Source organism: Amycolatopsis sp. NPDC104587 (genome assembly GCF_055583645.1).
In genome coordinates, this window is the sequence record NZ_JBVJNO010000002.1 from 489,324 (window position 1) to 503,274 (window position 13,951).

General features: G+C 71.3%; 16 protein-coding genes. 10 read left to right on the forward strand and 6 right to left on the reverse strand.

Translation table 11 applies throughout. The features are described 5' to 3' along the window. Positions 1 to 78 precede the first annotated feature (78 nt). Positions 79 to 2,061: a cellulose binding domain-containing protein gene (locus ACZ61C_RS06720; protein WP_465303623.1), complete on the forward strand. Its 1,983-nt coding sequence runs from the start codon at positions 79 to 81 to the stop codon at positions 2,059 to 2,061. Positions 2,062 to 2,134: 73 nt separating this feature from the next. Then, positions 2,135 to 2,296, forward strand: a complete 162-nt coding sequence (locus tag ACZ61C_RS06725; RefSeq protein WP_465303625.1) for a TetR/AcrR family transcriptional regulator — start codon at positions 2,135 to 2,137, stop codon at positions 2,294 to 2,296. 3 nt (positions 2,297 to 2,299) lie between these two features. On the opposite strand, the gene ACZ61C_RS06730 is transcribed toward ACZ61C_RS06725, so the two are convergent. Continuing rightward, complete coding sequence (locus ACZ61C_RS06730; protein WP_465303627.1) at positions 2,300 to 2,716, reverse strand: MarR family winged helix-turn-helix transcriptional regulator; 417 nt, start codon at positions 2,714 to 2,716, stop codon at positions 2,300 to 2,302. 53 nt (positions 2,717 to 2,769) lie between these two features. On the opposite strand from ACZ61C_RS06730, the gene ACZ61C_RS06735 reads away from it, so the two are divergent. From ACZ61C_RS06735 to ACZ61C_RS06745, 3 genes are read left to right on the forward strand one after another with little or no spacing between them, the layout of a single operon-like run. Then, a complete protein-coding gene (locus tag ACZ61C_RS06735; protein ID WP_465303629.1) occupies positions 2,770 to 3,174 on the forward strand; it encodes an SRPBCC family protein in 405 nt (134 codons plus the stop codon). Further along, positions 3,171 to 3,857: a methyltransferase domain-containing protein gene (locus ACZ61C_RS06740; protein WP_465303631.1), complete on the forward strand. Its 687-nt coding sequence runs from the start codon at positions 3,171 to 3,173 to the stop codon at positions 3,855 to 3,857. Before ACZ61C_RS06735 ends, ACZ61C_RS06740 begins: the two co-directional genes overlap by 4 nt. A 36-nt stretch (positions 3,858 to 3,893) precedes the next feature. Beyond that, on the forward strand, positions 3,894 to 4,082 hold the full coding sequence (locus ACZ61C_RS06745) for a hypothetical protein (RefSeq protein ID WP_465303633.1): 189 nt from the start codon (positions 3,894 to 3,896) through the stop codon (positions 4,080 to 4,082). A 1-nt stretch (position 4,083) separates the two neighbouring features. Here ACZ61C_RS06745 and ACZ61C_RS06750 read toward each other — a convergent pair whose 3' ends face one another. Continuing rightward, on the reverse strand, positions 4,084 to 4,941 hold the full coding sequence (locus tag ACZ61C_RS06750; RefSeq protein ID WP_465303636.1) for an LLM class flavin-dependent oxidoreductase: 858 nt from the start codon (positions 4,939 to 4,941) through the stop codon (positions 4,084 to 4,086). Next, positions 4,941 to 5,960, reverse strand: coding sequence for an aldo/keto reductase (locus ACZ61C_RS06755; RefSeq protein WP_465303638.1), 1,020 nt, complete (start codon positions 5,958 to 5,960; stop codon positions 4,941 to 4,943). The genes ACZ61C_RS06750 and ACZ61C_RS06755 overlap by 1 nt, the downstream gene beginning before the upstream one ends. Positions 5,961 to 6,052: 92 nt before the next feature. Here ACZ61C_RS06755 and ACZ61C_RS06760 point away from each other — a divergent pair, with 92 nt between their 5' ends. The 5 genes from ACZ61C_RS06760 (at position 6,053) to ACZ61C_RS06780 (ending at position 9,717) form a co-directional block, all read left to right on the forward strand. Next, positions 6,053 to 6,595 (forward strand): TetR/AcrR family transcriptional regulator, encoded by a 543-nt coding sequence (locus tag ACZ61C_RS06760; protein ID WP_465303640.1) that lies wholly within the window; start codon positions 6,053 to 6,055, stop codon positions 6,593 to 6,595. Beyond that, positions 6,592 to 7,695: a cytochrome P450 gene (locus tag ACZ61C_RS06765; protein WP_465303642.1), complete on the forward strand. Its 1,104-nt coding sequence runs from the start codon at positions 6,592 to 6,594 to the stop codon at positions 7,693 to 7,695. Before ACZ61C_RS06760 ends, ACZ61C_RS06765 begins: the two co-directional genes overlap by 4 nt. Before the next feature lie 4 nt (positions 7,696 to 7,699). Further along, positions 7,700 to 8,131, forward strand: a complete 432-nt coding sequence (locus ACZ61C_RS06770; RefSeq protein ID WP_465303644.1) for a pyridoxamine 5'-phosphate oxidase family protein — start codon at positions 7,700 to 7,702, stop codon at positions 8,129 to 8,131. A 120-nt stretch (positions 8,132 to 8,251) separates the two neighbouring features. Continuing rightward, positions 8,252 to 9,454 (forward strand): cytochrome P450, encoded by a 1,203-nt coding sequence (locus tag ACZ61C_RS06775; RefSeq protein WP_465303646.1) that lies wholly within the window; start codon positions 8,252 to 8,254, stop codon positions 9,452 to 9,454. Between the two features lie 62 nt (positions 9,455 to 9,516). Next, the gene (locus tag ACZ61C_RS06780; protein ID WP_465303648.1) at positions 9,517 to 9,717 is read left to right on the forward strand and encodes a ferredoxin; all 201 of its coding nucleotides are present in this window, start codon (positions 9,517 to 9,519) and stop codon (positions 9,715 to 9,717) included. Between the two features lie 7 nt (positions 9,718 to 9,724). Here the strand turns inward: ACZ61C_RS06780 and glmS are convergent, their stop codons facing one another. From glmS to ACZ61C_RS06795, 3 genes are all read right to left on the reverse strand, one after another. Next, complete coding sequence (gene glmS / locus ACZ61C_RS06785) at positions 9,725 to 11,548, reverse strand: glutamine--fructose-6-phosphate transaminase (isomerizing) (protein ID WP_465303650.1); 1,824 nt, start codon at positions 11,546 to 11,548, stop codon at positions 9,725 to 9,727. 58 nt (positions 11,549 to 11,606) lie between these two features. Beyond that, positions 11,607 to 11,879: a hypothetical protein gene (locus tag ACZ61C_RS06790; protein ID WP_465303652.1), complete on the reverse strand. Its 273-nt coding sequence runs from the start codon at positions 11,877 to 11,879 to the stop codon at positions 11,607 to 11,609. A gap of 840 nt (positions 11,880 to 12,719) precedes the next feature. Continuing rightward, the gene (locus ACZ61C_RS06795) at positions 12,720 to 13,949 is read right to left on the reverse strand and encodes an HNH endonuclease signature motif containing protein (protein ID WP_465303654.1); all 1,230 of its coding nucleotides are present in this window, start codon (positions 13,947 to 13,949) and stop codon (positions 12,720 to 12,722) included. Between the last annotated feature and the right edge of the window lie 2 nt (positions 13,950 to 13,951).

The following is a 13,951-nucleotide window of genomic DNA, read 5'->3' on the forward strand; positions in this document are numbered from 1 at the left end:
CGCGCCGCCATGGTGGTTCTCTGCCTGGGAGCGCTCTCAGCCATCCGTTCGTTTCCCGACGAGTGAGGATGGACCTTCATGACAGTTCGACGTCTGCGCTGGGCGGTGTGGCCGGTGACCGCCGTGCTCGCCGCGGCGCTCCCGGCGGCCGGCCCCGCCGGGGCGGAGCCGCCGCCCGCGGCCACGGTCACCGTGAACGCGCGAGCGGGGCTGGCCACCGTGCCGGACACCGCCTACGGGGTCAACCACGCCGTGTGGGACAGCGAGCTGGGCACCCCCGCGGTGGCCGACCTGCTCGGCGGCGCCGGCGTCCGCACGATGCGGTACCCGGGCGGCTCCTACGGCGACATCTACCACTGGAAGGACAACACCGCGCCGGGCGGTTACGTGGCGCCCGGCACCGACTTCGACACGTTCATGGGCGGGGTCCGGCGCGCCGGCGCGCAGCCGATCGTCATCGCCAACTACGGCACCGGGACGCCGGAGGAAGCCGCCGACTGGGTGCGGTACGCCAACGTGACCCGGGGTTACGGCGTCCGGTACTGGGAAATCGGCAACGAGCTCTACGGCAACGGCCACTACGGCGCGAACTGGGAAGCCGACAACCACGCGGACAAGAGCCCGGCCGCCTACGCGCGCGGGGTCGTGGCGTACGCCGACGCGATGAAGGCCGTCGACCCGACGGTGAAGATCGGCGCGGTGCTCACGACCCCGGCGAACTGGCCGGACGGCGTGGTCGGCGCCGGGGACACCGGCACCTGGAACCAGACGGTGCTGTCGATCGCCGGCCCGCACGTCGACTTCGTGGTGCTGCACTGGTATCCCGGCGGGTCGACGGCCGCGGAGGCGCTCACGAAGACCGAACAGGTGGACGACATGATCTACCTGGCGCGCGACCAGATCACGCGGTACGCGGGCCGGCCGCTCGGCATCGCGCTGACCGAGACGAACACCCCGGTCGGCATGAACACCCAGCCGGGCGCGCTGTTCGCGGCCGAGGCCTACAGCGCGTTGCTGGAGAACGGCGTCTTCACGGTCGACTGGTGGGACACGCACAACGGCGCGACCGCACTGTCCACTGTGGCCGGTCAACCGGACTACGGCGACTTCGGCCTGCTCTCCAGCGCGACCTGCCTCGCCGGCGGTTGCGAACCCGCGCTCAACACGCCCTTCGCGCCCTACTACGGCTTGAAGCTGGTCAGCGCGTTCGCGCGGCCCGGTGACCAGTTCGTCCGAGCGTCGGCCGACGACCCGCTGATCGGCGCCCACGCCGTCCGCCGCCCCGACGGGGACGTCGCGGTGCTGCTGGTGAACAAGGACCCGGACCGCGCCCGGACGGTGAGCCTGGACTTCGCGGGGTACACCCCGGCGGCGCAGGCGTCGACCTACACCAACGGCGCGACGTCGATCACCAGCACGCCGTGGGATCGGACCCTGCCGCCGTATTCGCTCACGACGCTGGTCCTGCACCCGGTTGCGGCGTTCGCGGGCCCCTCGGCGCCGGGGCAGCCGACCGGCACGGCGACCGACCGGACGGCGACGATCAGCTGGCCGCCCGCGGCGCCCGGCGGGCACCCGATCGCGAAGTACGAGGTGTACTCGCGCGACGACCAGTGGGGCGAGACCGCCGGGACGTCGCTGACGGTCGGGAACCTGGTGCCCGGCCACCGGTACCAGGTGAACGTGCTGGCTCGGGACACGGCCGGGAGCGTCTCGTGGGCGTCCCCGCCGCTGACCCTGACGACGGGCGCGCCGGTCACCAGTAGCTGCGCAGTCCGGCTGACGGACGTCAACGACTGGGCGAGCGGCTTCGTCGGCGGCCTCCACGTCACGGCCACGGACCCGGTGGGGGACTGGACGCTGACGTTCACCTGGCCGACGGCGCGCCAGCGGATCACCGGCGGCTGGAACGGGACGTGGACCCAGTCGGGCACGACGGTGACGGTGACGTCGTCGTCGGTGCCGCCGGCGGCGGACATCGGGTTCACCGCGGACTACGGCGGCCCGAACATCCTGCCGACGGCGTTCACCCTGAACGGAGCGATGTGTTCGCTGGGGTGAGGGAAGTTTCGCGCAGGATCCGCCAGCAGACGTAGAGGCAGGCGCCCGCCGCGGGGGTGCCTGCACGCCGCTGGTGACGCTGACCCGGTCGGCGCCCACCGGCATGGTCAACGTCCAGATCCTGGGGCTCGCGGTGGCCCGCTACATCGTGCGCGTCGAGCCGATCGCCTCGGCGCCGGTCGACGAGCTGGTCGCCGCGTTCGGCCCGGTCGTGCAGCGCTGCCTGACCGGCTGAGGCTCAGTCCTGGTTGGCCAGGTGCACCAAGGCCGACCGCAACGCGCGCCGAACTTCGGGAGTCAGTCCGGCGAGCTTCCGGTCCTCCACCACGCGGATCGCGTCACGGATCACCGCGTGCCGCCGGATTCCCGACGGTGTCAGCCGGACGATCCGCGCCCGGCGGTCGGCCGGGTCCGGCTCGCGGGTGACCAGGCCGTCCGCGACCAGGCCGTCCAGCAGGGTGATCAGGCGCGTCTTGTCGTAGCGGATCTGCTGGGCCAGGGCCAGCTGGCTGGCCGCCGAGCCGTGGGCCAGCGTCGCCAGCACGACGTACTGCCACATCGAAAGCCCGTGCTCGGCCAGGATCGGCCCCTCCGCCTCGGCCAGGGTCCGGCCCGCGCCGGCGCAGAGGGCCGCCAGGTCGTCGTCCTCCGTCACCCGAGGGATCTTACGCGTGGACAAATGATAAGCATGTGCGTATCGTTCGAGGCATGACATCAATTGAGACGGGGCGCGCCGAGACGCGCACGATCACGGTCGCCACCACACCCGAGCGCGTCGTGGAGTACCTCGCGGACGCGCGTCACATCCCGGAGTGGGCGCCGGACTTCGCCCGCGTCGTCGAGCACGACCACGAGGACATCTGGCGCGTGCACAGCGGCGACGAGCCACGCCGGGTCGCGGTGCGGGTCGCTCGGGAGCACGGCGTGGTGGACTTCGTCGCGGCGGACGCGCCGAACCTGGGCATGTTCACGCGGGTGGTCCCCAACCTGGCCGGCGCGGAGGTGATCTTCAGCCTGTTCTTCGCGGCCGGAGCCGAGACGTCGGCGATCGACGCGCAGATGGCCGTGGTGGACAAGGAGCTCCGTGCGGTGCGGGAGCGCGTCGAAGGATGAGCAGGGAGATCCGCTCGGTCGACGACCTGCTGCGCATGCTCGACGGCCTGGTCGGGGACAACGTCGAGTGGGACCGCTTCTACGCCGACCGCGAGCGCCCCGTGCCGTTCTTCGTGACCCGTCCCGACGAAAGCCTCGACGCGTGGCTTCGCAACGGGCCTCTTCGCGGCGGCCGCGCGCTGGAGCTGGGGTGCGGGCCGGGGCGCAACGCCCGGCGCCTCGCCGAGGCGGGTTACGACGTGGACGCGGTCGACGCCTCGCCCGAAGCGATCGCCTGGGCGCGGGAGCGCGCGCCCGGCGTTCGCTTCCACTGCGCGGACATCTTCACCGTGGACCTGCCGCACCCCACCTACGACCTGGTCTACGACTCGGGCTGCTTCCACCACCTCGCGCCCCACCGGCGGATCAGCTACCTCGAGCTCCTCGACCGCCGCCTCCGGCGCGGCGGGCACTTCGGCCTCGCCTGTTTCGCCGCGGGCACCGGGGACGAGAACTCCGGGACCGAGCTGTCCGACGAGCAGCTCTACCGGGACCGCAGCCTGCACGGCGGTCTCGCCTACCACCCGGACGACCTGCGCCGGTTGTTCGACGCCTACACCGAGGTCGAGCTGCGCACCATGAACCCGGACAGCGGGCTGTACGGCGAGCCGTTCCTGCTCGCCGGGCTCTTCCGGCGGGACTAAGCCACACGCCTGAACCCGGCCGACAGCCGCAGTTCGGTGACGTCGCCGGCGTTGAACACGTTGAAGTCCGGGGTGGCGACCCTGGTGTCCGGCCAGCTCGGCCAGGGCAACCAGTTCCCGCTCAAGCTCGCCGCGGCGCTGCTGATGACGCTGCCGGTGGCGATCGTGTACTTCGTGTTCTCCCGCCGGTTCACCCAGGGAACCTACGAAGGAGCCGACAAGTAGCTCAGCGGATCAGGTTGTCCGCGACCCACTCCACAACGCCGTCGGGATAAGGGTTCCCGAGGCCGAGGACGACGTGCCCGAACCCGGCGTCGACCGCTTCGGCGATCTTCTCCTTGGTAGCGGTCGGTTTGTCGTAGTCGACCGGCAGGAAGATCGAGCGGGTGATCGACGCCGGGTCGCGGCCGATCTCGGCGCAGTAACGGTCGAGCAGCCGGCTGCGGCCGGCGAGGTCGTCGATGTCGCCGCCGCCCGGGATGTTCCACTGGTCGGCGTGCTCGGCGACCACCCGCAGGGTCGCGCTCGCGCGGCCGCCGATCATGATCGGCGGGTGCGGGCGCTGCACCGGCTTGGGGTTGCCGAAGGCGCCCTTCAGCTTGACGTGCTCGCCGTCGAAGTCGAACGGCCGCTCCTCCGTCCACAAGCGACGGATGACCGTGCAGGCCTCGGCGAGCGCGGCGACGGCGTCGTCCTGGGTGTGGTAGGGCAGGCCGTGGCCGTCGTACTCGCGGCGGGCCAGCGGGTGGCTGGGGCGGGAGCCGGCGCCGATGCCGAAATCGAGCCGTCCGCCGGACACGACGTCCACCGTGGTCGCGATCTTCGCCAGCACCGCCGGCGGGCGGAAGCGGTTGCTGGTGACCATCAGGCCGAGCCGCAGGCGTGACGTCTGCGCGGCCAGCGCCGAAAGCAGCGTCCAGCCTTCGAAGATCGGGCCGTCCGGGTCACCGCCGATCGGCATGAGGTGGTCGAACAGCCAGGCGTGCTCGATCTCGGGAACGGTGTCGGCTTCGCGCCAGACGCGCAGGATCTCGTCGTAGCCGACGTTCATGGGTGCGGTCAGGATGCCGAAACGGGGGGTCATCAGCGCCTCCGGAGGGACGGGTCGAGCAGGGCGGGCGGGGTGTCGAACTTCTCGTGGGCGGCCAGGTCGACGCCGGGCGCGACGATCGTGTCGATCTCGTCGAGCACGTCGCGGGAGAGCACGGTGTCGGCGGCCGCGAGCTGCGCCTTCAGGTGGTCGACCGTGCGCGGCCCGATGAGCGCGCTGGTCACGCCCGGGTGCGCCGTCACGAACCCGAGCGCCAGCTGGATCAGCGAAAGCTGCGCCTGGTCGGCGAGCTTGGCCAGCTTCTCGACGGCGTCGAGCCGGGCCTTGTTGGCCGGGTCGGTGAGGTCGAAGCGCTGCGGCACGACCGTCGCGCGGTTGGTGGTGATCTCCCGGCCCGCGCGGACCGCGCCGGAGAGCCAGCCGGACGCCAGCGGGCTCCACGCGAGCACGCCGAGCCCGTACTCCTGCGTCACGGGCAGCACGTGGGCTTCGATCCCGCGCTGCAGGATCGAGTAGCTGGGCTGCTCGGTGACGTGGCGGCCGAGGTGGTGCTCGCGGGCGGCCCACTGCGCCTGGACGATCCGGTACGCCGGGAACGTCGACGACCCGAAGTAGCGGATCTTGCCCGCGCGCTGCAGGTCGGTCAGCGCGGAAAGCGTTTCCTCGTCGCTCGTGCGCGGGTCCCAGCGGTGCACCTGGTACAGGTCGACGTGGTCGACGCCGAGGCGGCGCAGGCTGTCTTCGAGCGCGGTGACCAGCCAGCGGCGCGAGCTGCCCTGGTGGTTGCGCTCGTCGCCCATCGGCATGTACGCCTTCGTGGCCAGCACGAGGTCGTCGCGGCGGCCGGCGACGGCTCGGCCGACCATCACCTCGGACTCGCCCTGGCCGTACATGTCGGCGGTGTCGACGACGTTGACCCCGCCTTCGAGCGCGGCGTCGACGATGGCGGTGGCCTCGTCCTGGGTGGTGCGCCCGATCGCGCCGAAGTTCATCGCGCCGAGCGCGAGGGTGCTGACCTGCACTCCGGTGCGGCCGAGCGTGCGGTACTGCATGGTGGGGTCCCTCCATGGTTTCATGGGAAACGGAACGTTGCTCCGCTAACGATACGGAGCATTGTTCCGGTTAGCAACCTCGGGAGGTGCCGGTGACTGAAAGCAGGCCGAAACGCGCGGACGCGCGGCGCAACGAGAAGACGTTGCTCGACGCGGCGGCCGCGGTCTTCGTCGCGTCCGGCGTCGACGCGCCGGTGCGCGACATCGCGGCGAAGGCCGGTGTCGGGATGGGCACGATCTACCGCCACTTCCCGACCCGCGCGGACCTGATCATCGCCGTCTACCGGCACCAGGTGGAGGCGTGCGCCGCGGCCGGGCCGGAGCTGCTGGCGGCGTCGGACTCCCCGCACGCCGCGCTGGCGCGGTGGATCGACCTGTTCGTCGACTTCCTGGTGACCAAGCACGGCCTGGCCGGGGTCCTGCAGGGCGACGGCTTCGACACCCTGCACGCGTACTTCCTCGAGCGGCTCGTCCCGGTGTGCGCGCAGCTGCTCGAAGCGGCCGGGCTGACCGCGCGGGTGCGGCCGCTGGAGCTGATGCGGGGGGTCGGCAACCTGTGTGTCGGCGCGGAGGACAACCCGGAGTACGACGCGCGCCGCCTGGTCCGGCTCCTGATCGCGGGGCTGCGGGCGTGATCGAGCAGCTCACCGGAGAGCCGTACCCGTTGCTGGCCCGGCTTCGCGCGACCGAGCCGGTGGCCTGGCTGCCGGCGTTGAACGGCTGGCTCGTAACGCGGCACGACCTGGCGTCGGAGGTGATGCGCGACGCGGCGACGTTCACCGTGGACGATGCCCGCTTCTCGACGGCGCGGGTGGTCGGCCCGTCGATGCTTTCGCTGGACGCGGCCGAGCACACCCGGCACCGGACGCCGTTCTCCCGGCACTTCCGGCCGCGGGAGATCGAAGACCGGTTCGCCGGGTTCGTGCGTGCCGAATGCGCCCGGCTGGTCGACGGGTTCGCCGCGGCCGGGCGGGCCGAGCTGCGGCGGGCGCTGGCCGGACCGCTGTCCGTCGCGGTGGTCGCCGAAGCCCTGGGCCTGGCCGACACCGACACGGCCCGGGTGCTGGCCTGGTACGACGCGATCGTGTCCACAGTGGACGACATCTCGGCCGGTCGTGCGCCGGGGTCCCGTGGCGAGGAGGCGTTCGGCGAGCTGCGCGCCCACCTCGAAGGCTCGGTCGGCCGGCGCTCGCTGCTGACCGACGCGGCCACGGCGCTGGAGCTGCCGGAGGTCGTGTCGAACGCAGCGGTGCTGATGTTCGGCGGCATCGAGACGACCGAAGGCATGATCACCAACGTCCTGCTGCACCTGCTGCGCGACCCGGCGCCCCGGGACCGCGCGCTCCTCCCGGCAGCGATCGAAGAGTCGCTGCGGCTCGAGCCCGCGGCGGCGGTCGTCGACCGGTACGCGACGCGCGACGTCTCGCTCGCGGGGGCGTCGATCGCCCGCGGTGACCTCGTGACCGTGTCGCTCACCGCCGCCAACCGCGACCCCGCGGTGTTTCCCGACCCGGACGTCTTCGACCCGCACCGCCCGAACCTGCGCAAGCACGTGGCCTTCGCCGTCGGGCCGCACTTCTGCCTCGGCGCCGACCTTGCCCGGCTCGAAACGCGGATCGCCGTGGAGACCGTGCTCGACCGGCTGCCGGGGCTCACCCTGGCGGAGCCGGCCGCGGCGGCGGGGCTGGTGTTCCGCAAACCCGCGGCGCTCCACGCCCGGTGGCTGCCATCATGACCGCATGACGACGTGGCGTGAGGTCGAAGCGGCGGAGCCGGAGTTCGCCCGGCGCGTGCAGGGGCTGTTCGACGCCCATCGGCACAAGACGCTCGCCACCCTGCGGGCCGACGGGTCCCCGCGGATCTCCGGCATCGAGACGAAGTTCACCGACGGCGAGCTGACGTTCGGCTCGATGCCCGACGCCCGCAAGGGCGCCGACCTCAAGCGCGACCCGCGGCTGGCGCTGCACAGCGCGACGGTCGACCCGATCGACGGCGAAGAGGCGAAGTGGCCGGGGGAAGCGAAGATCTCCGGCCGGGCCGTCGAGGCGGGTGACGGCTTCCGCGTGGACGTCACCGAGGTTGTCCACACACACCTGAACCCCGAGGCGACACTGCTGGTCGTCGAGTGGTGGACGCCGGCGCAGGGGCTGCGCAAGGTCGAGCGGGAGTAACCGCACCCGATCCCGGTTTCGGGGTCTTTGTCGGTCTCGTCGTTAAATCAACTGCTTGACTTAGTGTGGGTTCGTGGCCAAGCTGCAGGGCAGGGGACATTCACCACCGAGGAGCCCGTGATGACACCAAGCCACGCCGGCCCGTTGCCGCGCTTCCCGTTCCGCTCCGCCGCCCCGCTGGAGCCGCCGGCCGAGTGGGCCGAGCTCCGGGCGGAGTGCCCGGTCGCACGGGTCGCGCTGGCCAGCGGGGACGAGGCGGCGCTGGTCACGCGCTACGCCGACGTCAAGAGTGTGCTGTCCGATCCGCGGTGGACCCGGCCGACCCCGGCGGACAACGCCGCGCGGGTCGCCGACACCGAGTCGGGCGGGGTCTTCAACAGCGAGATGGCCACCGTGCTCCCGCAGCACGGCGAGGGCCACCTGACCTGGCGCCGGACCCTCGGCAAGTGGTTCACCGCGAAGCGGATGAACGCGCTGCGGCCCGGCATGGCCGCGATGGCCGAGCAGCTCGTCGACGAGATGGTCGCGAAGGGCGCGCCCGGTGACCTCAAGGCCGGCGTCGCCTTCCCGCTGCCGGTCTGGGTGATCTGCGCCATGCTTGGTGTTCCCGACGCCGACCGCGACCGGTTCGCGCACTGGTCGGACGTCATGCTCAGCATGACCCGCCACACGCAGGCCGAGTTCGACGCCGCGCAGCAGGAGTTCGGCCGGTACATGGGCGGGCTCATCGCCGCGAAGCGCGCCGAACCCGGCGAAGACATCCTCAGCGCGTTGCTCCCCGAAGACTGGTCCGACGCCATGCTGATCGCCACCGGCATCGGCCTGCTGATCGCCGGGCACGAGACCACCGCGAACATGATCGCCAAGATGGTGGCGATGCTGCTGGCGGACCGGAGCCGGTGGGAACGCCTGCTGGCCGACCCGGCGCTGGTGCGGACCGCGGTCGAGGAGTCGCTGCGCCTCGACGCCAACGCCGGGCTGGGCATGCTGCGCTACCTCGCCGACGACTTCGAGGTCGCCGGCGAGGTGCTGCCCGGCGGAACCACCGCGATGTGCAGCATGGCCGCGGCCAACCGCGACGAGCGCGCGTTCGAGAACGCGTCCGAAATGGACCTGGGCCGCAGCCCCAACCCGCACCTGGCCTTCGGCGCCGGCGCGCATGCCTGCCTCGGGCAGCCGCTGGCGCGCACCGAGCTGCAGGTGGTGCTGGAAGTGCTGCTGCGCAAGCTGCCGTCGCTCGAGCTCGCCGTCCCGCCCACCGAGCTGCGCCGGGTCGAGGGGCTCGCCGTCGGCGGCCTGCGGGAACTGCCCGTGCGCTGGTGACCCCGCTGCGCAGGGCCGTCGCCGAGGAGACGCCCCGTCACCCATCCAGGAGAGGAACGCTGATGAAAGTCACTGTGGACAAAGAAAAGTGCTGCGGCGCCGGGACTTGTGTGATGCTCGCGCCGGACGTGTTCGACCAGGGCGAAGACGACGGCATCGTGATCCTGCTCGACGCGACCCCGGGCGAGGAGCTGCACCCGATCGTCCGGGAGGCGGCCACCGTGTGCCCGGGTGTCGCGATTTTGGTGAGCGAGGACGCGTGACCCGGGTTCACTCCACGGTGACGGACTTGGCCAGGTTACGCGGCTTGTCGATGTCGTAACCCAGCGTCAGCGCCGCGTGGTAGGCGAGCAGCTGCAGCGGGATCGTCAGCAGGATCGGGTCGAGCTCCGGCGCGGTCCGGGGCACCACGATCCGCGGGACGTCGAGCTCGCCGAAGTCGACGTCTTCGTGCGTCACGGCGAGCACCGCGCCCCCACGGGCCTTGATCTGCTGCACGGCGGCCAGGTTGCGCTCGGTCAGCTCGTCCGAGGGCACCACAGCGACGGTCGGGAGCGACTCGTCGATCAGCGCGAGCGGGCCGTGCTTGAGCTCCGACGTCTGGTAGGCCTCGGCGTGGCGGTAGGAGATCTCCTTGAACTTCTGCGCGCCTTCGCGGGCCACCGGGAAGCCGCGGACGCGGCCGATGAAGAACAGGCTGTTCGCGGCCGCCGCCGTCTTCGCGTGCTCGGCGATCTCGGCTTCCGCGGCCAGCACCGTCCGGATCTGGTCCGGCAGCGCGCGGATCGCCTCGATGATCCGCTGACCGTCCGCATTGGACAGATCCCGGACGCGTCCGAGCGACAGCGCGATCAGCGCGAACCCGACGGCCATGTTGGTGAGCGCCTTGGTCGAGGCGACGGCGATTTCGGGGCCGGCGTGCAGGTAGACACCGCCGTCGCAGGCGCGGGCGATGGTCGAGCCGACGACGTTGACCAGCCCGGCGACCCGGCCGCCCTTGCGCTTGATCTCCTCGACGGCGAACGCGGTGTCGATCGTCTCACCGGACTGGCTGACCGCGATGTAGAGCGTGTCCGCCTCGATGATCGGGTTGCGGTAACGGAATTCCGACGCGGCTTCGGCGTCGGCGGGGATCCGGGCCAGCTCCTCGATCATCGTGGCGCCGATCTGGCCGACGTAGTAAGCCGAGCCGCAGCCGAGGATCTTGACGCGGCTGAACCCGCGCAGCTCCCGGGGCGTCAGGTTGAGCCCGTCCAGGCGGGCGACGCCGAACCGGTCGTCGAGCCGGCCGCGGATCATCCGCTCGACGGACTCGGGCTGCTCCTGGATCTCCTTAGCCATGTAGTGCGGGAAGCCGCCCAGGTCGAGGTCTTCGGCGGCGATGTCGATCTCGGTGGCCGGCTTGGTGGTGTCGCTCTCGTCGACGGTGAAGGTGCGGTAGCCGGTGGCGAAGACGGTCGCGAACTCCCCGTCGTCGAGGTGCGCGACCTGCGAGGTGTGCCGCACGAGCGCGGCGAGGTCACTGGCGACGAACATCTCCCGTTCGCCGACCCCGATGATCAGCGGCGACCCGTTGCGCGCGATGACCAGCCGATCCGGGTGCCCGGAGTCGGTGACGGCGATCGCGTAGGTCCCGGTGATCCGGGAGACCGCTTCGACCACGGCGTCCTCGAGCGTGTCGGCGCCCGAGCGGGCGATGAGGTGGGCGAGCACCTCGGTGTCGGTCTCGGAGGTGAGGGTGACCCCGGAGTCGGCGAGCTGGGCGCGCAGGCTGTCGGCGTTGTCGATGATGCCGTTGTGCACCACGGTGATCCGGCCGTCTTCGGAGGTGTGCGGGTGGGCGTTGGCCTCGGAGGCGGGGCCGTGCGTGGCCCACCGCGTGTGCCCGATGCCGATTTTGCCGCCGAGCCGCTTGGGCAGCGCGGCGGCGAGGTTGCGAACCCGCCCGACGACCCGGTGCACCTGCACGCCGCCTTTGGCGCCGAGCACGGCGATGCCCGCGGAGTCGTACCCGCGGTACTCGAGCCGGGTCAGGCCTTCGAGCAGGATGGGGGCGGCGTTCTGGCCGCCGATGTAACCGACGATTCCGCACATGGCGAACCTCTCTGTTCGGGCTCGGCTTGATCAGCTTGCTCAGCAGTGCTCAGCTTGCTCAGCCGTAGACGATGCGGCGAAGCTGCCGTTCTGACAGCACCGGCGCGGCCACGAGCCGGCCGCGAAGCTCGGTGGCGATCAGGGGGAAGATCTCGGGGTTCTTCCGGCCTTCGGCCTGCAGTTCGGCATGCCGCCGACGCACGTACTGCTCGGCGGGGGTCCGGTAGAAGGCCAGGACATCGTCGACAACCCGAGCAGCAACCCCCGGCGCCAAACCGGTGGACGCGGCTACTCGGTCGACGATGTCTGTGTCCTCCACGGGGGCCATCATGCACTGTGGAGGTGGCTGGGGGCAAAAACTTGCCCGAAATCGGGCAAGTTCGATGGTCTGGGGTGCGGTGGGGGTGGGATGGGGTGTCTCGGGGTGGGCTGCGGGGTGCGGGTGAGCCTGCGGGCGCGGCGGACTAGCGCTCGGGAGCGGGGGCGACCGTGGATTGCCTCGCTGAGGTGGCTGAGGGTGACGGTGCTTGGGTGCGCCGCCGCCACCGCTGCCGCCGCCGCTGCTACTGCCGCCGCTGCTGCTGGCGCTGCCGCTGCTGCCGCCGCGACCACGCCGCTGCCGCCGCGACCACGCCGCCGCCGCCACCGCCGCTGCCACTGCCGCCGCCGCCACCGGCGCCGCTGCTGCTGTCGCTGCCGCCCGGCCGGCGGCGGCGGCGCGGGCCTGGTCGCGGAGCGTCCCACTTCTGCCAGGCGTGTCGCCCCGGTTGGTGCTCGACTGGCCGTGCGACGGGGCGATCCCGCTTGGTTGCCTGAACGCGCGAGTTGCGGTTGGTCCGCAGCGCCCTATCTGACGGGAAGGGCTGGGTTGATGAGGCGGCTGTCCGGGGTTGCCGGAGCGTGGTGCGGATCGAACCGACAGCTGGTTCAGGGCCGGGGGCGGTGGGGCATCAGGCTCGTGGCTGGACAAGCCTGTCGTGGAAGCGGGGACTGAGTTGCGGTCGCTTTTTCAGTCTGCCGGGTGCGGCGGAGCTGGCGCTTACTGGGCGGCTGGCCGGGTTTGCATCGGAGTCTTGGCGCCGGGCGTGTCGTCTGTTGATTGCGGACCGATTTCGGGCGTGGGTGTAGGCCCGTAGCCGGTGGCTGCGGGCCTTTCCCCGTATTCGATTCCTCAAGCCGCGAACGGCAAGGGCTGATGCAGGTTGTTGCGCCTGGGTTTTCGGCGCCTGTCCAAGAACGCCGGCGGTAAGAACTCCGGGAGGCCATCGGCGGCGATGCGGACCTCCCAGCCGGAACGGTGCAGCAACCGGTGATGGTGCGCGCACAACAACACCAGATTGCCCAGATCCGTCGGGCCGCCCTCAGCCCAGTGGCGGATGTGATGACCCTGGCAATGCCGCGGCGGGCGGTGACAGCCCGGGAACGCGCACCCCCGGTCACGCAGGAACAACGCCCGCCGCAGTCCCGCCGAGATCAACCGGCGTAGGCGGCCCAGGTTCAGCGGTTCGTTCTTCTCACCGAGGACCGCGGGGATCACCATGCTGTCGCAGGCATGCACCCGGGCCTCGGCCGCGGTCATCGTGGCGGTGTCGCCGAGGGTGGCCTCACCGATACCCGATCTGAGCGCGTCGAGGTGGACGGCGACCATGACGTGGGTGCGTTCCCCCGCCTGCAATGGCAGGTCGGGGGAGTTCAACGCGAGGTCGAGCGCGTCGGAGAACGCGTCGCCGTGGCGTTGCCGCGGGGACCGGATGTCCGCGCCTTCCTCGGTCGTGTAGCGCTGGGCCAACGAGTCGAGCAGGGCGCTGGCGCGGGTGCCGGTTTCGTCGTCGAAACGCCCCGTCAGCTCCCAGATCCCGGTTCTTTTCCGGCGCAGCGAGAGTTCGCGTTCGGGGATGGCGGGTTCGGTGGTGTCGGGTGGGGTGCCGTCGGGGTCGAGATGGGCCAGGATCCGGGTGCCGAGCGCGGCGACTTGTCGGTGGCCGGCTTCGGCGGTGTAGGACAGCAGGCTTTGTTCCGCTTCGTCGCGGTGCTCAACGGGCACGTGGGTGAGGACCTCGACGATGGTGTCGATCATCAGGGTGCTCAACGACCCAACGGCAGCCACAGTGCCGGTGGCGGGGGCGAGCGCGGGGAGTGGGGTGCCGTCCAAGGCGAGGGTGGGGTTGAGGGCGCGGGCGCGTTTCACGATACGGTCAGCGGCAGCCCGGGAAATGTCGGCGAGGTGCTCGAACAACCGCGTGACCGAGCGGTACCCGAAGAGTTCGAGAACACCCCGTGTTTCGATTTCCATGAGCAGCGAACCGATTTCGGCTTCGGCGGACCGCACCACAGCAAGCAGCGTGCTGACGCGGTCGGCCAAGGCCGCCGCGTCTGCTTGCCACACCGTTTCGCTGTCCACGT